20 protein-coding genes are annotated in these 19,327 nt (G+C 67.1%); 6 read left to right on the top strand and 14 right to left on the bottom strand.

The genetic code is table 11. The features are described from left to right. Positions 1 to 51: 51 nt before the first annotated feature. Both J2S43_RS37435 and J2S43_RS37440 read left to right on the top strand, forming a co-directional pair. Positions 52 to 1,548, top strand: a complete 1,497-nt coding sequence (locus tag J2S43_RS37435; RefSeq protein WP_306837318.1) for a class I SAM-dependent DNA methyltransferase — start codon at positions 52 to 54, stop codon at positions 1,546 to 1,548. Beyond that, positions 1,545 to 2,681, top strand: coding sequence for a restriction endonuclease subunit S (locus tag J2S43_RS37440; RefSeq protein ID WP_306837320.1), 1,137 nt, complete (start codon positions 1,545 to 1,547; stop codon positions 2,679 to 2,681). The genes J2S43_RS37435 and J2S43_RS37440 overlap by 4 nt, the downstream gene beginning before the upstream one ends. 18 nt (positions 2,682 to 2,699) lie before the next feature. On the opposite strand, the gene J2S43_RS37445 is transcribed toward J2S43_RS37440, so the two are convergent. Both J2S43_RS37445 and J2S43_RS37450 read right to left on the bottom strand, forming a co-directional pair. Next, positions 2,700 to 3,368 (bottom strand): JAB domain-containing protein, encoded by a 669-nt coding sequence (locus J2S43_RS37445; protein WP_306837322.1) that lies wholly within the window; start codon positions 3,366 to 3,368, stop codon positions 2,700 to 2,702. A gap of 14 nt (positions 3,369 to 3,382) precedes the next feature. Then, positions 3,383 to 5,047, bottom strand: coding sequence for a DUF262 domain-containing protein (locus tag J2S43_RS37450; RefSeq protein ID WP_306837325.1), 1,665 nt, complete (start codon positions 5,045 to 5,047; stop codon positions 3,383 to 3,385). A gap of 265 nt (positions 5,048 to 5,312) precedes the next feature. On the opposite strand from J2S43_RS37450, the gene J2S43_RS37455 reads away from it, so the two are divergent. Then, entirely contained in the window at positions 5,313 to 5,495 is a 183-nt protein-coding gene (locus tag J2S43_RS37455; RefSeq protein WP_306837327.1) for a hypothetical protein, read from the top strand. Positions 5,496 to 5,944: 449 nt separating this feature from the next. Here J2S43_RS37455 and J2S43_RS37460 read toward each other — a convergent pair whose 3' ends face one another. Beyond that, positions 5,945 to 6,157: a hypothetical protein gene (locus J2S43_RS37460; RefSeq protein ID WP_306837328.1), complete on the bottom strand. Its 213-nt coding sequence runs from the start codon at positions 6,155 to 6,157 to the stop codon at positions 5,945 to 5,947. A 97-nt stretch (positions 6,158 to 6,254) separates the two neighbouring features. Continuing rightward, positions 6,255 to 6,662: a hypothetical protein gene (locus J2S43_RS37465; RefSeq protein WP_306837330.1), complete on the bottom strand. Its 408-nt coding sequence runs from the start codon at positions 6,660 to 6,662 to the stop codon at positions 6,255 to 6,257. A gap of 331 nt (positions 6,663 to 6,993) precedes the next feature. Between J2S43_RS37465 and J2S43_RS37470 the strand changes: the two genes are divergently transcribed. Then, positions 6,994 to 8,220 (top strand): helix-turn-helix domain-containing protein, encoded by a 1,227-nt coding sequence (locus J2S43_RS37470; protein ID WP_306837332.1) that lies wholly within the window; start codon positions 6,994 to 6,996, stop codon positions 8,218 to 8,220. Here J2S43_RS37470 and J2S43_RS37475 read toward each other — a convergent pair. Continuing rightward, a complete protein-coding gene (locus J2S43_RS37475; RefSeq protein WP_306837334.1) occupies positions 8,207 to 8,455 on the bottom strand; it encodes a hypothetical protein in 249 nt (82 codons plus the stop codon). The genes J2S43_RS37470 and J2S43_RS37475 overlap by 14 nt on opposite strands. A gap of 142 nt (positions 8,456 to 8,597) precedes the next feature. Between J2S43_RS37475 and J2S43_RS37480 the strand changes: the two genes are divergently transcribed. Both J2S43_RS37480 and J2S43_RS37485 read left to right on the top strand, forming a co-directional pair. Beyond that, a complete protein-coding gene (locus J2S43_RS37480; RefSeq protein ID WP_306839721.1) occupies positions 8,598 to 9,455 on the top strand; it encodes a TRM11 family SAM-dependent methyltransferase in 858 nt (285 codons plus the stop codon). A gap of 539 nt (positions 9,456 to 9,994) precedes the next feature. After that, positions 9,995 to 11,839, top strand: a complete 1,845-nt coding sequence (locus J2S43_RS37485; protein WP_306837335.1) for a recombinase family protein — start codon at positions 9,995 to 9,997, stop codon at positions 11,837 to 11,839. 446 nt (positions 11,840 to 12,285) lie between these two features. Here the strand turns inward: J2S43_RS37485 and J2S43_RS37490 are convergent, their stop codons facing one another. The 9 genes from J2S43_RS37490 to J2S43_RS37530 all read right to left on the bottom strand — a co-directional run bounded on the left by J2S43_RS37490 (position 12,286) and on the right by J2S43_RS37530 (position 19,256). Further along, a complete protein-coding gene (locus J2S43_RS37490) occupies positions 12,286 to 13,551 on the bottom strand; it encodes a DUF3987 domain-containing protein (protein ID WP_306837337.1) in 1,266 nt (421 codons plus the stop codon). 196 nt (positions 13,552 to 13,747) lie between these two features. Next, on the bottom strand, positions 13,748 to 14,632 hold the full coding sequence (locus J2S43_RS37495) for a bifunctional DNA primase/polymerase (protein WP_306837339.1): 885 nt from the start codon (positions 14,630 to 14,632) through the stop codon (positions 13,748 to 13,750). A 40-nt stretch (positions 14,633 to 14,672) separates the two neighbouring features. Further along, on the bottom strand, positions 14,673 to 15,032 hold the full coding sequence (locus tag J2S43_RS37500) for an RRQRL motif-containing zinc-binding protein (protein ID WP_306837342.1): 360 nt from the start codon (positions 15,030 to 15,032) through the stop codon (positions 14,673 to 14,675). After that, on the bottom strand, positions 15,032 to 15,313 hold the full coding sequence (locus J2S43_RS37505; protein WP_306837344.1) for a hypothetical protein: 282 nt from the start codon (positions 15,311 to 15,313) through the stop codon (positions 15,032 to 15,034). The genes J2S43_RS37500 and J2S43_RS37505 overlap by 1 nt, the downstream gene beginning before the upstream one ends. 1 nt (position 15,314) lies before the next feature. Next, positions 15,315 to 15,668, bottom strand: coding sequence for a hypothetical protein (locus J2S43_RS37510; RefSeq protein WP_306837346.1), 354 nt, complete (start codon positions 15,666 to 15,668; stop codon positions 15,315 to 15,317). A 159-nt stretch (positions 15,669 to 15,827) separates the two neighbouring features. Further along, positions 15,828 to 17,834 (bottom strand): ABC transporter permease family protein, encoded by a 2,007-nt coding sequence (locus J2S43_RS37515; RefSeq protein WP_306837348.1) that lies wholly within the window; start codon positions 17,832 to 17,834, stop codon positions 15,828 to 15,830. Further along, entirely contained in the window at positions 17,834 to 18,211 is a 378-nt protein-coding gene (locus J2S43_RS37520) for a hypothetical protein (RefSeq protein ID WP_306837350.1), read from the bottom strand. The genes J2S43_RS37515 and J2S43_RS37520 overlap by 1 nt, the downstream gene beginning before the upstream one ends. Before the next feature lie 20 nt (positions 18,212 to 18,231). Next, positions 18,232 to 18,957: a hypothetical protein gene (locus tag J2S43_RS37525; protein ID WP_306837352.1), complete on the bottom strand. Its 726-nt coding sequence runs from the start codon at positions 18,955 to 18,957 to the stop codon at positions 18,232 to 18,234. Positions 18,958 to 18,959: 2 nt separating this feature from the next. Then, positions 18,960 to 19,256, bottom strand: a complete 297-nt coding sequence (locus tag J2S43_RS37530) for a hypothetical protein (RefSeq protein WP_306837353.1) — start codon at positions 19,254 to 19,256, stop codon at positions 18,960 to 18,962. Positions 19,257 to 19,327 lie beyond the last annotated feature (71 nt).

The following is a 19,327-nucleotide window of genomic DNA, read 5'->3' on the forward strand; positions in this document are numbered from 1 at the left end:
GAGCCACCGCTCGCACTCATCGCATCGCTCACCCGGAGAAGAAAGACTGAGATGGCACCTCCGAAGGCGGCCACGGCCACGACGTCGCGGGCCCGGCTCGCGTCCCTCATCAAGTCGGCGCGCGACACCATGCGTAAGGATGCCGGGCTCAACGGCGATCTCGACCGACTTCCCCAGCTGTCTTGGCTCTTATTCCTAAAGGCGTTCGACCAGCGGGTCGAAAAAGAGCGAGCGGTTATCAGCCCTGAGCGCCCTGCACTCATCGAGGAGCCGTACCGCTGGCAGGATTGGGCGGCGGACCAGGACTTCAGCGGCGATGATCTGAAAAAGTTCGTTAACGACGAACTGATCCCCTACCTTGCCGCGCTGAAGGGTGCCGACGGTGACGCCGAGGATCCACGCAACGTCCTGTCGACCATTTTCCGGGACGTCAGCAACCGCATGCAGTCTGGAACCCTCCTGCGTGATCTGGTCAACCTGGTCGACCAGATTCATTTTGACTCCTCCGACGACATCCACACCATGGCGTTCGTCTATGAGTCAATCCTCAAGGAAATGCGCGATGCTGCTGGCGACTCTGGCGAGTTTTACACCCCCCGACCGGTCAACCGCTTCATGGTGCAGCAGTCCTTCCTCAAGCATGGAGAAACCATCCTTGACCCGGCCTGCGGCACGGGCGGCTTCTTGGTGCAGGCTTACGAGGAGCTGAGGGCGGTGGACACAGACTCCCAGCGCCAGCGGCTGCACGCCAGCATCAAGGGTATCGAAAAGAAGCCGCTGCCCTACCTGCTGGCCAGCATGAACCTCCTACTCCACGGGATCAGCGCACCACAATTAGTCCGGGACAACGCGCTACTGCGGATGCGTGACGCGACAGCGGCGGATCGGGTCGACGTGGTGCTGACCAATCCTCCGTTCGGTGGCGAAGAAGAACGCTCCGTCGTCGAGAAATTCCCTAAGGGCTATCAGACCCAGGAGACATCGTGGCTGTTCCTTCACGCGATCTTGGATCAGCTGAAGCAGGGTGGTCGCTGCGCAATCGTTCTACCCAATGGCAGCCTCTTCGCTAGCGGCGAGAACAGCATCGGGGCCCGCATCAAGCAGAAGCTGATGAGGGAGTGCAACCTGCACACTATCGTCCGTCTACCCCAGGGTGCCTTCGCGCCCTACACGCAGATCCCCTCGAACCTGCTCTTCTTCGACAAGGGTATACCGACGCAGGAGGTCTGGTTCTACGAAATTCCGCTTCCCGAGGGTCGGCGCGGCTACACCAAGACTAAGCCGATGCGGGTCGAAGAGTTCGAGCCCTGTGTGCAGTGGTGGGGCGGAGAGAAGCGCGAAGGCCGCGAAGAAGGCTCCCACGCCTGGAAGGTCTCTGCCACCGATATCGAGAAGGCCGGCTACAACCTCGATATCGCCAACCCGCACGTCGGCGAGGACTTGGACCACCGGACACCCCAGGAACTCGTGGACGAACTACTTAAAACGGAGCGCGAGATCCTCGGCCTGCTGGAAGAACTACGTGAAGGGCTGGGAGAGCTGGCATGAAGCTCACCGAGTACCGTGTCGGCGAGATCATGACGCTTGTTCGTAGACCAGTCGACGTGAGTCCCGACGGCCTGTACCATGAAATCGGCATTCGCTCATTTGGCAACGGCGTATTCCACAAGCCACCCGTATCCGGCGAGGAGCTAGGCGCTAAGAGAGTTTTCTATATCCAGCCCGGAGATCTTCTCTTCAGCAACGTCTTCGCTTGGGAAGGCGCTGTTGCCCTCGCGGCAGAGACAGAGGCAGGGAAGATCGGGTCACATAGGTTCATGACATATCGAGTAGACACCGAGAAAGCAGACCCGCGCTACCTTCTACGCTATTTCTACGGCGGGCCCGGCCTCCTGACGATTCGCGAAGCATCTCCGGGCTCAGCCGGTCGTAACAGAACCCTAGGCATCTCGAACTTCGAGCGCCAGCTCCTTCGGCTCCCTACTGTGAACGAGCAGCGCCGCATCTCCGACAAGTTCGACGCGACGGCGTCGCTTCTTGCACAGTTTAAAACCCTGCGCACGCGATCCAGTCGAATCGCGCAGCAGTACATGGATGCGCTGCTACAACCTCTCGACCGCGCCCCACTTTCGGCCGCGCTACAGGCGAATAGCGACTTCGTGGAAGTGAACCCCGAGGTCACCTATTCAACTGCAGGTATGTTTAATCGCGGGCGAGGTTTGTTCCATCGCCCGGCAATCATGGGCCGAGACACGAAGTACCCTCGATACAATCGGCTGCACGTCGGCCAGTTTGTATACAGCAAGCTATTCGGCTGGGAAGGCTCGCTCGCCGTGGTTCCACCGGAATTCGAAGGCGTTCACGTTTCACATGAGTTTCCGACTTTCGATATAGATAGATCGGCGGCCGATGTCGAATACATGAGCCACCTGGCTCGATGGACCGGTCTTCACGACGCCCTGAAAGATAAGGGCACTGGTATGGGTTCGAGACGGCAACGCGTAAATGTCGATCGACTATTGGCAACGGAAGTCCCACTTCCGAAGCTATCCGAGCAACGGCGTATCGCTCGGCAACTAACCATGGTCAGGCGCACCGCCGAGCTTGGAGAAGAGCAAACCGCGCATATAGCTAGCCTTCAGGAAGCCCTTCTCGAAGCAGCCTTCACAGGGCGCCTGTAACCACCTGAAAAGGCGTATTTATCCGTGCTCCACGCGGCGCCACTCCTGGTCAGCGACCACCACATGGTCCAGGAACCTGAGCCCGACCGCTTTTGCTCCTGCCGCCAGGCGGGCCGTAGCGAGGCGGTCGGGTTCACTGGGCTCCACTCGGCCGGTGGGGTGGTTGTGCGCCACTCCGAACGCCGTACCGCTGGCTGCCAGCACCAAGGTCAGGACGTCTCGAACCGGCAACAGGGAGCGGTCGGCAGCGCCTTCGGTGAGCACGGCCGTGCGCAGGACCATGCCGGCGTTGTCGCAGACGACCACGACTACGCGTTCGTGTCGCAGCCCAGCCAGCAGAGGTGCTACAACTGCGGCCAGGTCCGTGGATCCGCGTACTCGTTGGCGACTGCCGCGGTCCGCGGGTGCCGCCCGACGGCCGAGTTGGAACGCCGCCGCCACCCGGGCCGCCTTCGCCGGGCCGATGCCGGGCAGTGCAGCGACCAACTCGTGCGCGTCCGCCCGGGACAGCTCGTGCAGACTGCCGTGCCGGGCGATGAGCTGTCCCGCCAATTCCACGGCATCGCAGCCTTCGCTCCCGGAACCGAGCAGCAAAGCCAGCAGTTCACGGTCGGAGAGCGCCTCCGGGCCCCGGCTCAGGAGCCTTTCCCGTGGCCGGTCGACGGCCGGCAGATCGGCGATGCGCACGCCTGCGCACCTCCTCAGTCTGCCGAGTCACGGTCGACGGGTTCGTCGTCTAGTAGGTCCGTGTCGAGCTCCGGGTCGGTACGGTCCTCATTCGACACCGCCCCGGCGCCATCAGTGCCCTCGACGTTCGGCACCTCGGCCGCCGAGTTTATGAGTCCCATCAGCCGTCGGTGCAGCGTCTCAGCCCGTACGCGAAGGAATGTGTCGAAGTCGTCACGCAGCGCCGCCTGGTATGCCTCTTCCTCCACCAAGCACGTGCTCAGTCGCCGCCGAAGCGCTGGCTCACCTTCGATGTCGGCCAGGTCCTGCAGGTATTGCGACGGAGGCCGGTCGGATACCCAGATGTTGCTGACTGAACTAAGCATGACCAAGTTGCCGCACACATTGGCTCGGGCATTGTTGACGCCTCGTGAACGTAGGAAAGCCCGAGGGAAGAAGTGGTGGAATTCCTTGTCATTCTGCCAGGACAGCGCTCTGCCTACGTCGATCCGCTGACCGGTAACCAGGTCCAGCGGCTCCTCGTACGCCAGCATCAGCGCGAGGAGCTTGCTAGGGGCGTTTCGCTTGGAGAAGGCGCTGTGACGCCACAAAGCGCTGCGCGGCAGGGCTGCCGCCGTGTCGATCCCGGTGGCGTGCCCCTGAGCGAACGCGGTGACTGCCTGGAGGTCCGCAAGCATTTGGGCTTCGCTCCAGCCCTTGAAGTATTCGCTGCTCGCAGTCAGCCAGAACCAACGGCGTAACGCGTCGTACTGTGCCGACGAAGGTTTCGGCAGCTGCCGGAAAGCCTCAACAAGCACGGCAAACTGGTTGTAGTAAGGCAGCGCTTCCGCATGTGGGGTGCGGATCTGCGTGCTGAGGAAGTCGACCGCTCTCTCCGCAGCCTTCGCGGCCGCCGCCACGGCCTCCCGCAACCGGGGCTTGTCCAACTCCCTCAAGCGATTGATGTCCTTGGTGGAGAACCCCAACCCAGCTGCTACAGCAATCGTTCGGAGCATGGTCTTGGTATCAACACGACCGTAACGCTTTTTGTCTAAGACCTGGAGCAGGGAGTCGATCTCGTCCTTGAGGTCGAAGTCCGGACTCCAGGTGCCGGCTCGCGCTACGTCGACGATGTTCATCGTCGTGCCGGTGCTGTTGATCCGTACGAACACCCGTGCCGATTCCTCCGCCGACATGTGGGCGAGGGTCACAACGGGGACCAGGTAGTTGGTGAACTGCTCATACAGGTGCGTGGCACGCTCACGCAGGTCGGGGGAAAGCTCCGCCACCTGTCCGAAGAGGGTGGATGCCGAACTGACCGACTGCATAGGCACGAAGTGCGGAGCCTCTGGCGTCTCCGGGACCCGCTGGAAGAACCGCTCCTCTTGCAGGTCGTAAAGGATGTCCCAGAGACCTGTGCCTCCGTGTAGCGCACCGAGCACACTTGCCAGCCTCTGTTGGCCATCCAGGATGTATCTGATCATGCGGCCCGGACGTGGCGGCTCGACGGCGAGACCGGCAACCGTCTGCTCGCTGGCGAGCTGTTCGGTGGTCTCCCAAAGAAGCAAACTCCCGATCGGGTAGTCACGAAGCACTGAGTCAAGCAGCTCTAGCACCTGCTGCGATCCCCAGACGAACGCCCGTTGGTACTTGGGCAGCACGATCTCGCCTGTGAGCACTCGGTCCGCGAGACGGGCCATCGGCACGATCGTCGGTTCGGGACTTGCTGACTGGCGCCTACGGACTGGTGCATTCACTGGCCATGCTCCCTGTGCTGTCACCGGACGGCGTGCGATGGATCCTATAGAGACCCACCGACATAAACCCTCTGCCGAAGGCTGAGCGCATCGGGAACTACAGCCGTCCTGGCGGCCACCCCCGCCACACATCACCTTGAGCAAGCACGGGCGGCCGTCACTCTTGTGGACGCCGCGGGATCCCGACGGCTGCTGGCATCGTGGGGTAATGCCCAAGGAGCGCCTGCAAGTCGAGTTCGAGATCTCCACCGTGGACGGGGAGCGCGGCAAGCGGCTCGCCGCGCTCCAGGCAAGAGCAATCCTCGAGATCCTGTGCTGGTGGTCTGAGCACCGCCCCGATCTCCAGCACAACGAATACGGGAGCCCCCTTCAGGCGGAGCCACCGCGGTAGCGCTTGTCGAACCGAGCATCGATTTGCAGATCTGCGACATGACTTCAACAGCGCCGACCTGCAATAACAGCTCATCAAGATTTCGCTACGCTTTGTCCCACTATGATAGCTATATCCGAATCTGGAGTGTCCGCTCCACCCTATTTGCAGTAACGCAGGTTCGAATCCTGCCGGGGTACGTCACAGAACTGCAAACGCACAATGTGAGCGACCGATTACTTATCGTGGAAGCTGGTTTCGCGTTCGAGTAGACGATCGAGGATGCCCCGAACGGGTCGGGGGCATCCTCGCGTTAACGCCTTGAACGGCCCAGATCGCACCCCCGGATCAAGCCGGGCTCAAGACCACGCCGTACTCAGGCGGGGCCTTGAGCCCTCACGCATGACCTCGTATCTGACGGTGTGTGCCGAGCGCCCGCGATGTGATGGGCGCACGGCGCGCCAGAGCTGCTACATCACCTTGGCACCGACAAGGCCAACGATCGCGCCAAAGCCCATCTTGTAGGTCGTGGAACATGCCTCGGCGGCTGCCCTCACCTGCTCCGTCTCGCCGCCGAAGACGGCGAGAAGAACGCTCAAGATCAGCGACAACATGGTCAACACCGTCACTGTCGAGAAGATCAGTTTGAAACGGGGGCTCAGGTCGGACTTGTTCTCGGGCACGCGGATGCTCCCTGTTCGGGCTCATCCGATCGCGCCCGACTTCGACCGGTATCTTGCCGCATCCGCAGCGGGGCCTGACGCCGCAAGAGTATCAGGTTCAGGTCACGCGCAGCTGTTGCGTTGCTCCGGTTCGCTGCGCCCGCTCGATCGGTTCACGCAGCAGGTCGGCCGACATCGTTCCCGTCCAAATCCCCGCCAGCCGTGGAATCGTCGTTCCGGGCTCGGGTGCGCGAGCGCGTACAACGGTCCCGTCCTCTGGATCGACTCGCTGGTAGTGCCGAGGGCACACCGCGATCTTCAGCTCACCCGAATAGTCGGCCGGTACGGCCGCCTCCGTGCGGTAGCCGCCACCGATGGCAGAGGAGGAGATCAGCAAGGCGATGGGGTCGCCGGACAAAATCGGGCCGATGCGTTCGACCTTGGCAAGCGCCCTACCACAACCCTTTGCCCCGCAGCGGACCACAACCAGAAGCCCAGGCGCTTGCCCTGGAATCGGCCTGTTCATATACCGCCTCCGCCATGCGTCCGCGTCATCCGACGTGGACGCCACGTTCGGATTCAATTAAACAATGAAGCGGCGAGCAGCACCCGTTCGGGTTCGCCGACACCGCTGCGGCAGTCGGGAACTACGAAGGCAGGTAGCCCTGATCTACCCAGTGGTCGTGCGTGCGGTGTAGGTCGGCGTCGGCAGCGGTATCGGCCGGGTCCCTCGAGGTGCTGTTGTGTTACGGACCCCATTCGCGGACAATCAGTACTTTCTTGATCGCCATAGGTGACATCGAGGGGTGGTGATGGCGATGGGGCAGGCTCCAAGAAGTCTGGTGCCGGCGAGGTCTGTGCTCGACTACTTCGGCGCCCAGGTGCGGCAGCTCCGGAACGCACGCAGGCTTTCCCAATCTGACCTGGGTGACCTGCTCTTCGTCCATAGAGACCTGATTCGCAAGATCGAGCGCGCCGAGCGGATCCCCTCTCGCGAGTTTGTAGAGGGCTGCGACACGGTGTTCGGGGCCGGTGGCGCGCTGGCCCGGCCTCTGCCGATGATCGAACGGGAGAGGTTCCTGCGCCGGGACCGGAACACCAACGATCAGACGAAAAGATTTCGCGGCGAAGCGACCGATCGTCCGGTCCTGGACTGGCTGCTCGCCCCGGCCGGACCCCGCAGCCGTGTGCGAGTCGCCGATAGGGACACGACGACGGCTGCTGCAATGCTGCGCCAGTTTCGCACCACCGACCATGTCCAGGGTGCCGGCAGCACCTATCCGGTGCTGGCGGACCTCCTTCGCCGTGACTTTGACGTCCTGGCCGACGGCGATCCGAACGTGGCCAGCGGTTTCCTCGAACTCGCAGGCTACGAGGCGGTGGACCTCGGTCTCGACGGTCTTGGCCAGCAGCACTACCTGAGGGCGCTGCGCATCATGACGCAGAACGGCGACCGGCTCTACGGCGGTTACCTCATCGCCGTCAGTCTCGCCCACCTCGCGCTGCACTGCGGAGACCCCGACCAGGCCATCCGCCTCACCACCGCTGCCCTGCACGGCACCGCCACCGAGGCCACCCCCGCCGTGCGGGCAGCGTTTCGCACGGTGCTGGCGCGGGCCCATGCGCGTCGCGGTGATGAGGCGGCATGCGCTGCCGCGCTGCTGCAGGTCGACGCCGATCTGGCCCGCAGCAAACCGTCAGAGGAACCCGGATGGATCGCCTACTTCGGCGAAGCCGATCTCGCCGACGAGAAGGCCCACTGCTTCTTCGACCTCGGACTGCACGAGCTCGCGCAACGCCAAGCCGTCAGGGCGATCGCCTTGCTCACCCCGGACCGCGCCCGCCGTCTGGCCATCGACACCGCCCTGCACGCCTCCGCGCTCGCTCGCGCTGGACAGGTCGATCACGCCAGCGTGGTCGCCCGGCGGGCCATCGACCACGCCTCGGGCGTGAGGTCGTTCCGCAGCGCGCACCGCGTCGTGTTGATGATGGCCGAGTTACAGCCGTACGCGGACGTGGCCGAAGTGCGGGACGTGGTCGAGTATGCCAGGGCCAACCTGCCACCTGCGGTCACACCGGCGTAGCAACTCCGGCCTGGCGCAGCACTCCACGGTACGCGGCCAGCTCAGCCTCCAACGCCGCGCGCTCGGCGTCCGCCGACAAGTAGTGCCCGACGCCGTCGAAACGCAGCAAGCCGGCCAGCACTATCAGCAGCACCTCCCGGCCGTGCTGGTCGCCCTGCCCGACCAGGAGCCGCGCGTCGACCCCGAACGGCCCGGCGAGACCGACGACGGGCGGCGGCTGCTTGCCGGCCGTCACCTGCCCACCTTCCGAGACGTGCTCGTGTTCGCCGGTACCGCGACCGCTGAGGAGGTCGGCCGTGGCTGACCCGCGTGCACCGTTCGAGTTCACTGCCCACACCGGCCTCGACCTGCCCGACGCCGGCCTTGCCGGTGACGAGATGGGGGCGCTGGTCGCCGAGGGCTACCTGGGCTCGGTGTGGCTGACCTTGCAGACCGCGTCACGGTTCCTGCGCCAGGGCCGGTACACGCCGGAGTCGATGCGGCATCCCGGCAAGATGGCGCCGACGATCGCCCGCTACGCCATCCGCACCTACACCGGCCCGGGGGACGTGGTGCTCGACCCGATGGCCGGCATCGGCACCACCGTGGTCGAGGCCATGCACCTGGGCCGCCACGGCATCGGCGTGGAGTACGAGCCCGAATGGGCCGCCGCCGCAGCCGAGAACATCCGCCACACCCAGCGCGCCGCAGCACCCGGCCGAGGCGACATCTACACCGGGGACTCGACCACGCTGCCGTCGCTGCTACCGGCCGCCCTGCGGGGCCGCGTCGCTCTGGTGCTCACCTCGCCGCCGTACGGGCCGTCCACGCACGGCCACGCCCGCACCCCCGGGCCGAGGCGCGGCAAGGTCCGCAAGATCCACCACAAGTACGGCGGCGCGGACAACCTCGCCTACCGCAGCCACGGCGAACTGGCCGACGGCTTCACCCAGATCCTCGCCGGCTGTCTGCCGCTGCTGCGCCCCGGCGGTCACGTCGTGGTCACCGCCCGGCCATACCGCCGCGCCGGCGAACTCGTCGACATCCCCGGCATGGTCGAAGCCGCCGGCCTCGCCGCCGGACTCGAACTGGTCGAGCAGTGCATCGCACCCATCTGCGGCATCCGCAACGGCGTGATTATCCCCCGCGCGTCGTTCTTCCAGCAGAAGAATGTCCGCGACGCCATCACGGCCGGCGACCCGCAGTGGCTGATCCAGCACGAAGACGTGGCCGTCTTCGTCGCCCCGACCTCATGACCGGGCAGCGCCGAGAACCGATGCGGCGCCGTAACCGAGGAGCGCCGCAGCGAACAGAGTCACCGCCCGCATCGGTCGACGGCTCGATCCCAGATACCGGCCTTGACCCGTCCGTCCCGATAGGGATCGATGGATTGGGGATCAACGACGCCGGCCCGCCCCTGACCATCAGGGTGCAGGTTCGGATCGCCGCTAACGGTCAGGCCCGCGCTGTTGCTGCCGCACAGGGACGCGCAGTGCGCGCCCTGCTGGCGACGCTGCCAGGCGCATCGCCGACAGCCCCAGACGGTACGACCAACCGGTGAATGGTTCGGGTCCGCGGGGCTACCTGCTGGCCCGAACCATGCTCTCAGATGGAGGGGGATGGCGGTGCGAGACATCGACATCACAAGGCGCGAGGAGCGGTGCACGCGGCGTGGACTCGCTGAACCCGTCGGGGAGCGTCAGTGATGAGGCAAAGCGAGATCACTCGATGGGCGTGGCTGGGTCGTACATCCACAGACGATCTCCAAGACCCCACACTGTCTCTGCCTCGGCAGTTGGGCAACGCCACCGTTGCTCTTCCGCCGGGCGCGATGATCGTCGCCCACTTCTACGATGTCGAGTCCGGTCGGATGGATCTCGATCGCCGTGGGCTCGGCCACGCTCACGAGCAGTTCGACATCCCCATTCCGCGCGACGGCGGCATCCAGGACCTGCTCGCGGAAGCGAATCGGCCGGGCCGCCGGTTCGACGGCGTCATCTGCGAATCGATCGACCGCGTCGCGCGACGCACCTACTACGGCACCAAGATCGAGCACGAGCTGGAGCGGGTCGGCGTGCTGCTCGTCGCCGCCGACGAGCCCATGCACGCCGGGCGCAAGCGCGCCACCGCGATCTTGACGCGCCGGGTCAAGCAAGGTGTCGCCGAGTGGTATGCCCTCGAAGCGATGGAGAAGTCCTGGGACGGCTTCAAGGAACACACCGAGCAGGGTTTCAACATCGGCCGACCACCGTACGGCTACAAGGCCGAGAAGATCCCGCACCCGGTGCCGGCCCGCCGCGAGCAGGGCAAGACCAAGACCCGCCTGATCCCGGATGACGTCCGCAGCACTGTGGTCCGCTACATCTACGACCTGTACCTCTACAGCGGGCTGGGACTTCAGCAGATCCGCGACCGGCTCAACGCCAGCCCTGACTTGTTCCCCGCCCCGACGCCGCCAGACCCCAGGCGCGCTCTCGGCAAGTGGTCGATCTCCAGCGTGTGGGAGATCCTGCGCAACCCCAAGTACACCGGCTACATGGTGTGGAACCGGCGCGGCCGTAAGAGCGCCGGAAACCGCGCCAACCCGCCCGCCGAGTGGATCTGGTCACCCGAGCCAACACACGAACCGATCGTGAGCAAAGACGAGTACCACGCCGTGGCCGCTCGGGCGGCGGCCAACGAAGGCTCCCGCCGCCCAGCGGTGAGCGGCGAAGAACAGGCCCGCCGACATAAGCCCCGCGCCGACTACCTCTACCGAGGCCGGCTGCGCTGCGGCATCTGCGGCCTCCGTATGACCGGCAACATCCGCCGCCAGTCCGGCCGTCGCTACTACTTCTGCTACCCCGGCAAGACACGCTCGACCAGCATCCCCGCCGAGCACCCGCCCACCATCTACCTGGCAGAGGAACCGCTCCACCAGGCCATCATCACGTGGCTGACCTGCGCGATCTTCGGCGAGGACCGCCTCAACTACTGGCGCGAGTGCTTCGACGCCGCCGAGGACGACCGGAACAACGGCCGCGCCCCGGCAGCCACTCGGCTGGCCGAGATCAACACCGAGATCGCTGACCTCAACAGGCGATTCCAACGCCAGGTACTCAACCTGGAAGCCGACGACATCACGCCTGCCGCCAGACGCCACATCGCCACCCGCATCGGCGAACTCGAAGACATGATCACCCGCCGGCAAGCTGAGGCCAACCAGGCCGAGGCCGAGCTATCAGCCGCGCCACCCGACCTCGACGACATCACGGCAGCGCTGAACCGACTCCCCGAGCTGGCAGACACCCTCGTCGGTCGACCGCCCGAAGACCTCCACCCCTTATACGAAGCGTTCGACGTCCAGGTCCGCTACTACCCAGAGGACCGCGTCGCCGACGTCGAGATCATCTTGGCAGACGCGCCAGGGCTGGAACTTCCGCCGCCAACGCCCACCGGCCGACCGCAGCCAGCGTCGTATATCCGTTCGGTGCCCCCGGCAGGATTCGAACCTGCGACACACGGTTTAGGAAGGGGCGCGGCAGTCCGTCCTCCAGTGTCTTTGCTGGTCAGGCCTCTCATTTCTTCGTCACTAGAGTCATTGAAGTCACCTGGCGACCACAGTTCGCACCACGAACGGCACCACGCGATGCCCAGGTAACACACCACCGCTCTCGTCTCCGCAGTCACCGAAGGTAACCGAGCAGAGCTTGAAGCGGGCGGTCCCCCCAGGGGGCGCGTCTACCGCCTTGAGCCGCATGCAGAGTGCCGCTACGGCCGCGGACGAGATCGAGCGTGGGTTGAGGCGTTGCGCGTGGTGGCAACCGGCTGAGTGGCCCGCTGAGAGCGACGCAGGACCAAGATCTCCCCGTGTCTGGTGTGAGGGGATGCGTCGAACCGTCTCCGTGCCGCTGAGCGGGCCACTTCCGAGACGCACGGGGGCGCGGGGCATGTCCGGGCAGCCACGAACTTACGAAGTTGCTGCCTTGACCTGCGGTTTCGCGCAGCACGAGCTAACGAACTTACGAACTTGCTCCGTGTGGTCGGCTGTTCTGAGGTCGGAGCAAGTTCGTAACTTCGTAGCTTCGTCGGGGGTGTTTGCACTGCTCAGGCCCCCAAGTTCGTAACTTCGTAAGTTCGTGAGCTGAGCAGCGTGTGCAGACCGGAAGCTGGCGCGGTGGGGCCGGTCCAGCGGCAGACGGTGGTCGGCTTTCCGCGGGCCGGCTTGTTGGCGACCATCTCGACAAGGCCGGCGTCAACGAGTTCGGCCACGAGGGTGTCGAGCTGGACGCCGGGCATGTTGCCGCTGAAGCACTTGGTGGTGATCTCGGTGCGGGTGCGTCCGGTGGGGGCGGTGCGGATGAAGTCGGCGAGCTTGTCGACGTTGGTCTTGGCGACGGTGTCGGCGAACAGGATTCGTGCGGTCTGTGAGGCGTAGTCCCAGATCGCGAGCGCGGAGAGGAGATGTTCGGCCGCGATGCTCGCGCTGCCGTCGGCGAGGGCGTAGATGAGCGCGAGCCGCATCACGTACGCGGGGCCGCGGGCGAGCACGGCGCCGAGCGGCCCGTCCGGCTCGTCTTCGGCGAGGGCCGCGTATGCCTCGCTCCACAGCGCGTCGGTCGCGGGTTCGCGGGTGATGCTGGCGAGGTTGCGCGCGGCACGGATTCGGGCTTCGACGGTGGCACCGAGGTCGGTGAGGTCGGGTCGGGCCGGTTCGTGGGCGATCAGGTGCGGGCGTTCGCTGAGGATCGGCAGGAACCGGTTCACGGTGCCGCCGGCGAGGTCTGACTCGGCGAGCCGGAGGCGCAGCTCCCGCGGGGTGACGTGCGCGATCACGGCGGGGTGCGCGCCGTCGACCCGGACGGCCTGCTTGGTGAGGGTGGCCGCGGACCCTTCGTCCCAGAGCTGCCGCAGCACCGGCCCGAGCGTCGAGCCCTCACGCTTCGCGGCGGTCAGCACGCGGGCGAACTCGCTCTCAACGATCGTGAGTTCGCTGGTCGGGATCGTGCGGAGTTCCTCGCTTTCCTCGCCGACCAGCGCGCCGATAAGTCCCTCGCCGGAGGCGAGCCCGGAGACGATCTGCTCGGTGAGGTAGGTGCCGGAGTAGGTGCCCCAGGTCGCGGCGATGTTCCGCGCCTCATGCCACGACGTGCCCTTGCGGCCGCTGCCGGTCTTGCCGATGATCAGGGGCCAGATCCGGGAGGTGTGCTTGGCACCGCCGACGCGTACATGCGGGCCGTCGCCGAGCATCGCGCCGAACAGCGACAGGCACGTGGCGAGGATCGCGACGGGGTCGGCTTCGGTGACGGGTGCGATGCGGGCCGCGGCGTCGCCGAGTGGGCCGTGCCATGCGTGCTGGGAGATCTTCGGCATGGATTCATGCCGGCGGGGCTCGATCGGGACGTTCATGCAGCGGCCCGCCGGGGGTGTGCAGGTGTCGTGTTCGCCTGCGAGCGCGACGCGTCGGGCGCGGCCATCCGCGACGCGTCGTGTGTCGACACGGTGCTGCAGACGCGACGGCTCGTGTCGTGTCCCACCGCGGCGAGAAGCGACAGATCGAGATCGGCGGTCACAGCGCGACCCCCTCGGCACGGAAGGCACCGGAGATCGCTTCGCGGATCTCCCGGTCGGTCTGGTCGACCTCGTGGCCCACGTCGGTGAGTACCTGCACGGCGTGGGTGGTGGTCATGCATCCGGCGGTGACCATGCGGGCCACGCCGCGGGCGGCGCCGTAGAGAGTGACCCGGTGGCGGCCTTTCGCGGCGGTCCGGACGCGATCGAGGAGTACGGCAAGCAGTCGATCGGGGTAGGAGATGGCCCCCGCGCTGATCCCGGTCACCGGGCCGGTTGCGGCCGGACGCGGGTGGGAGACGGGCGCCGGTACGCAGGCGGTGACCAGCGCGGGGGCCATCTCCTCCACCGCGCGCCCGTCGCCAGCCCACCGGTACGGGCGCCCGGTGCGCTGGTGGATCGAGGGCGGGAGCACGGCATACCCGCCGTCACCACGCACGTCGATACCCGGCCCGAGCGCCGATTGGCTGTTCGGGATCGACCGGCCGGGGTGGGCGTAGTACAGGTGCAGCCCGCCGGACCCGGTGACGACCCGCGCGGTCGGCGGGGTCAGCCCGGCCTCGATCAGTCCCAGCAGGGTGTCCATGCCGTCGTGTGCGGGGTCCACGTCGATGACGACCAGCCCGGACGCCGCACCGGTGCGGACCGCGAGCTGCCCGCGAGGGACCGCGGTGAGGATCGCGGCGATGCGCTGCGGGTCGCGGGTCGCGGCGTAGAAGCCGTGACAGGTCAGGCACGGGCAGGCTTCCCGGTCGTGGTGCGGGTCGACGGCGGCTTTCGGGCAGGCCGGGCAGTTCGCCACGGGCCGTTTGGACCGGCCGAGCATGAACACCGGCCAGCCACGGTCGGCCGCGGCCAGCGCGGCGGCGAGCATGTCGGACATTGGGAAGACCTCCCATGATCAGAGGTAGAGCGGAGGATGGTCAGAGATCGGCGCAGGTCAGGCACTCGCCGAGCGACCGCGGGATGTAGTAGCTGCACGTGGTCCCGCACGTGATGCAGGTGCGGCGGGCGCGTAGCGCGGCCCGGATCGCGCGCCGCTGAGCCGGTGTCGCGGTGCGCTTCGGCCGGGCCAGGTCGATCCGGTACAGGTACGCCACCCGCGTCCCGCCGATGCCGGCCCACATCACCTGTGCCGCAACGGGTTGACCGCCGGGGCGAAGCCCGCGGGCGCGGAGCTGCCGGGTGGTGGCGTAGCCGTCGGGAGCGCCACGCCACCAAAACGTCGGAAGGCCGTACCGGGCGCCGTCCGGGTCGTGGAAGGCCGCGCGGATGCGGGACATCACGCACCCCGCTTCTGCCGCGCCGCATCCAGGTCGAGCAGCGTCGCGCTCTCCGCCGGTGCCTGCCGATCGCGGCGCGGGCCGGCCGTGGCGGTGACGGCGATGCTGAGCCGTACGTAGAGGCGGTGCCGTCCGTTGCGCTGCGCGTCGTCCATCCGTCGCCGCGGTGAGCGGTAGAGCAGCCTGCCGGTGCTCTGCAACGCAGCGAGCGCTGCGTCAAGCTCGGTGGTGGTGCCGATGAGCCAGACCTCCAGCCCGATCGGCACCTCTCCGGCCGTCATTTCAGGCCACCCGCAGCCAGTACAGGATGCCCATGCCGACGCTCAGCAGCCCGAGCACGACCGGGACGGCCGGGTGCGGTGCGGGCCGCCAGCGCCGCCGGCGGTGGATGGTAGTGCCGATGTAGAGCACCCAGCCGGCCGCGGTGAGCGCGGCGGTGGCGAGGGCGAGGGTGGCGAGGCGGGGCAGCCAGACGGCGGAGAACCGCACTGCGAGCCACAGTGCGACGGTGAGGAGGGCGATCATCGTGACGGGGAAGACGAGCCGCTTGGTGATCTCGGCGGCGAGGAACCAGCGCCACATGCGGCGCCCGAACTCGTCGGCGGCGCCGCGGCGGGCTTGCCGGATCCAGTTCATGGGGTGCTCACTCTCCGGTGATGTTCACGGACTTCACGGACTTCACGTTTCACGGACTTCACGGGGGTCGCGCGTACGCGCACGCGCGCGTTGGAGGGCGTTTCCGGGTCCGCGCGTGAAGTGCGTGAAGCGCGTGAACACGCGCGGACCCGGGTGACGCTACGTAGCCGCGCCGACGAGGGCGGGCTGTGCCGCGGGGTCGTCGAGGATGACGTAGACGCCGCGGTCGGCGGCCCTGCGCAGCAGCGGTCCGCGGGCCGGCTCGCAGAACTCACCGAGGATCTTCGTGATCGTCGGCGGCCGGAGGCCTTCCTCGCCGACGACTTCGACGACCTGAGCGAACGACGACGGCTTGATCTGTCGGACGCCGGCGTCGCGGTGCTGGACGATGGCCTGCCGCATGATTTCGCGGATCTGCGACGGGCTGAACCGCTGGTCGGTCTCCGGCTCGATCGACAGGTCGATCCGGCGTCGGTTCGGCACGGTCAGCGGCGTGCGCGGGTCGGGGTCCGGCTCGCACTCCGGGTCGATCGGCAGCGGCGGGCACTCCGGATCGTCATCGTCGTCGACGACCTCGCCGGGCTCGCCGGCTGGGACCGGCACCGCGGGCGCGCCGGCGTCATGCGACGCCTCCGGCTCGCCGGCTGCCGTGACGTACTCGCCGATCGAGGTCAGGTAGGCGACCAGCTCACCGATCACCGCGTCCCGGTCCGGCTTGAACGTGCGCGCCGGAAGCGACCAGTCGTCGGGATCGGTGCCGGGGATCTCTGCGTACAGGGCACCGGGCTTGCTGTTCTTCCAGCCCGGGTCCGCGCCCGCGGCGATCGTCTCCTCCGACAGCACCCGGGCGCCCTCGGCGGCGTCCTTGACGCCCATGCAGATCGCGCCGCCGGTGGTCGACCGCACCGAGGTCGGCATGCGGTCCCCGGTGGCGCGCTGGACGCCGAGCAGCATGAAGATGCCCACCGAGCGGATCGACTCCGCGAGCTCCACCAGGTCTTCTTCGGCCTCGATGATGAACTTCGACGCCTCATCGACGATGACGACCTTGAACTTCGGGCAGCGCGGGCACCCGGCGGTCCACTGCTCGTGACCGTGCGCGCCCATCTGATCCGCGCGGCGGCTGACGTCCGGGATCAGCCCGGCGAGGTACTCCTCCGCCTCATCGGTGTCGGTGATCATGAGGTGCATGCTGTTGCGGAACGCGGCCGGGAGCTGCTTGCCCTTGCGGGCGTCGATGTAGACGACCTCGGCGTCCCGGCGCGAGCGGGCCTCGGCCGCGAGGAACAGTTGGAACTCCGTCTTGCCGGACCCGGACTGGCCGAGCAGGATCAGCACGCCGACCGCGTTGCGGCCCTCGCCGGGGTCGCCGGGCAGCAGCAGCGGCAGCGGCTTGCCGGTCTGGTAGACCGCGAGCCGGATCGGGTCGGCGATCGACCCGCCAGGAGCGGACAGGCCCGGCCATGCGGGCGGGTTCTCCAGCGTGTCCACGGGGGAGACCTCCATCTGGCCGGTCCGCACGGAGTTGCGGTCGCCGACCATGCGGACCCCGCCCGCGGGCACGTTCAGCGCGGACGCGATCGAGCGGCGGACTTCGGGCTTGGCGAGGGTGTCGAAGTCCCCGCCGGCGACCATCGTGATCGGGGTGACCACCCGGCCGTCGATCGCCTTCGACCGGCCGGTGGCGCCGATGTCCTGGAGTTCCTTGACCCGCTCACCGAGTTCACCGAACAGGCCCGTCCGGGCGTCGTCGCCGTTGCCGCGCATCAGCTTCGTCAGAGCCAGCAGCACGGACGCGCACGCCATGACGATCAGGTAGACCATCACCGAGTCCCGCGTCCAGCCGCGGAACGTCAGCACGAACAGGCCCACGCACGAGCCGGACGACATCAGCAGCGACGCGAACCGCAGCTCAATCTTGCGCGCCCGGCCGACCGCCCACGTCGTGGCCACGATCGCCGCGGCGCAGGCCAGGATCAGCCCGGACCGCCACGCGGTCTGCCACGTGTCGGCCTCGGCGTAGGCGCCCCAGACCAGCGACAGCACACCCGACAGGATCAGGTTCGCCACCGCGGCCACCGGCGGGACCACGTACGCCCACACGTTGTTCTGCATCTCCGACGCGGCCCCGCGGGCGACGTTGAGGGAGTAGGTACGGCGTCCCATCAGGCGGCCTGCCGGCCGTTAGGGCTCGGGCGGCGACGCTGGCGGATCTCGAAGTCCGACCGGCCAGCGTTCTCGTCGTCGAGCGCGACCACGAACGCCTCGAACCGGTTCTTGCAGACCTTCGCGTACCCGGCCACTGCCAGCATCGCGTCGGCGGACCGGGAGATCGGCAGCGAGACGACCTTGCCCCAGAACCGGGCGCGCATCCCGCCGACACCGTTCCGCTTCGCGTACCGGACGATCTTCGCCTTCACCAGCCCGGACAGCTCGTCCAGCTCGTCATGCCCGGCGATCCCGGTCTGCCGGATGTTCTCCAGCATCATGATCAGTTCCTCGTCGTCGCGGATCTGGTCGAAGTTGAACAGTCGATCAGCCATGATCAGTCTCCTTTCGCAGGTCAGAGCTTGTTCGAGATGTAGGTACGACCGCGTGTGGTGATCCGCGCGCCCGGAAGCGAGAGCCACGACGCGGGCGGGACCTGCGTCCCCTCGCCCGGCCGATATCCGCCATCGCCCATCTCCGTGCACAGCGGCTCGCCATCCACGTGCGACCAGTCCGGCGGCTCGTTGCCGGCCGCGGTCCAGGTCTGCAGCCAGTTGCTGTTCGCGGGCCGCTTCTTGATCGCGATCTCGCCGCATCCGGGGCAGCAGGTGTAGGTGCGGACCGCCCGCTCCAACAGCTCCGGGTCGATCACCGACCCGGCACCGGTCCGCACCTCGATGAGGCCCGCCGCGTGGATGGTCAGCAGATCCGGGACGGTGACCCCGTCCCGCGGCCAGGTCGTCAGCTCCCGCAGGGACATCTCCATCCCTGTCGCTCCCCCGCCGAGCGGGGCGAGGACCAGGTGGAGCGGGTCGCGGTGTGCGCGGTGGAAACCGGCCCGGGACAGCTTGATCCGTACCTGGTGCTCCGGAGCACGCTTCACCGGTCCGATCAGCACGCACGGCTCACCGCCGAACCGGGCCTCGACCAGACCTCGGTCCACCAGGTCGACGATCTCGGGCCGCTCGACGTCCTGGTCCTTCATCAGCCGCTTCAGGCTCGGGCTCACCCGCTGGTTCAGGTTCCGGAACAGGAAGTCGATCACCCGCCACTGTGAGGGCTGCAACACGTCGTACGCCATGGTCAGGACTCCTTTCGGGTGAGGGCCTGCATCTCGGTCAGGGACAGCACCCGGCGCCGCCGCAGGAAGAAGCGGCCACGGACCGGGATCGCGCGGTGGCGCTGGATGTGGACGTCGATCGCGCCGACCGGGAACAACCGGAGGCAGTGCAGGCAGAGCGTGGTGTCCACGCCGTTGGGCAGGGTGCCGGGCTCGGCGTGACGGGTCAGCGGGAGCGGTCGGCGCCAGAACAGCGGCAGCGGCAGTCGGCGTGCGCGGGGGACGGTGGCGATGCGAGGCGCCACGAGCGGGTTTGACACGATGTTGGTCTCCTCAGATCGGCCGTTTCGGCTGGATCGGATCGGGAGGGCCGGAGCGTGGCCGTACAGGT

Origin of the sequence: Catenuloplanes nepalensis (genome assembly GCF_030811575.1) — a bacterium.
Classification (GTDB): Bacteria; Actinomycetota; Actinomycetes; order Mycobacteriales; family Micromonosporaceae; genus Catenuloplanes; species Catenuloplanes nepalensis.

What these genes read in the sequence shown, in the direction of transcription:
- J2S43_RS37435 (WP_306837318.1), top strand. Translation starts at nt 52, where the DNA reads ATGGCACCTCCGAAGGCGGCCACGGCCACGACGTCGCGGGCCCGGCTC.
- J2S43_RS37440 (WP_306837320.1), top strand. Translation starts at nt 1,545, where the DNA reads ATGAAGCTCACCGAGTACCGTGTCGGCGAGATCATGACGCTTGTTCGT.
- J2S43_RS37450 (WP_306837325.1), bottom strand. Translation starts at nt 5,047, where the DNA reads ATGGCCCGTCTCGCGGACCGAGTGCTCACAGGCGAGATCGTGCTGCCC.
- J2S43_RS37455 (WP_306837327.1), top strand. Translation starts at nt 5,313, where the DNA reads ATGCCCAAGGAGCGCCTGCAAGTCGAGTTCGAGATCTCCACCGTGGAC.
- J2S43_RS37465 (WP_306837330.1), bottom strand. Translation starts at nt 6,662, where the DNA reads ATGAACAGGCCGATTCCAGGGCAAGCGCCTGGGCTTCTGGTTGTGGTC.
- J2S43_RS37480 (WP_306839721.1), top strand. Translation starts at nt 8,598, where the DNA reads ATGGGGGCGCTGGTCGCCGAGGGCTACCTGGGCTCGGTGTGGCTGACC.
- J2S43_RS37490 (WP_306837337.1), bottom strand. Translation starts at nt 13,551, where the DNA reads ATGCCGAAGATCTCCCAGCACGCATGGCACGGCCCACTCGGCGACGCC.
- J2S43_RS37495 (WP_306837339.1), bottom strand. Translation starts at nt 14,632, where the DNA reads ATGTCCGACATGCTCGCCGCCGCGCTGGCCGCGGCCGACCGTGGCTGG.
- J2S43_RS37500 (WP_306837342.1), bottom strand. Translation starts at nt 15,032, where the DNA reads ATGTCCCGCATCCGCGCGGCCTTCCACGACCCGGACGGCGCCCGGTAC.
- J2S43_RS37505 (WP_306837344.1), bottom strand. Translation starts at nt 15,313, where the DNA reads ATGACGGCCGGAGAGGTGCCGATCGGGCTGGAGGTCTGGCTCATCGGC.
- J2S43_RS37510 (WP_306837346.1), bottom strand. Translation starts at nt 15,668, where the DNA reads ATGAACTGGATCCGGCAAGCCCGCCGCGGCGCCGCCGACGAGTTCGGG.
- J2S43_RS37515 (WP_306837348.1), bottom strand. Translation starts at nt 17,834, where the DNA reads ATGGGACGCCGTACCTACTCCCTCAACGTCGCCCGCGGGGCCGCGTCG.
- J2S43_RS37520 (WP_306837350.1), bottom strand. Translation starts at nt 18,211, where the DNA reads ATGGCTGATCGACTGTTCAACTTCGACCAGATCCGCGACGACGAGGAA.
- J2S43_RS37525 (WP_306837352.1), bottom strand. Translation starts at nt 18,957, where the DNA reads ATGGCGTACGACGTGTTGCAGCCCTCACAGTGGCGGGTGATCGACTTC.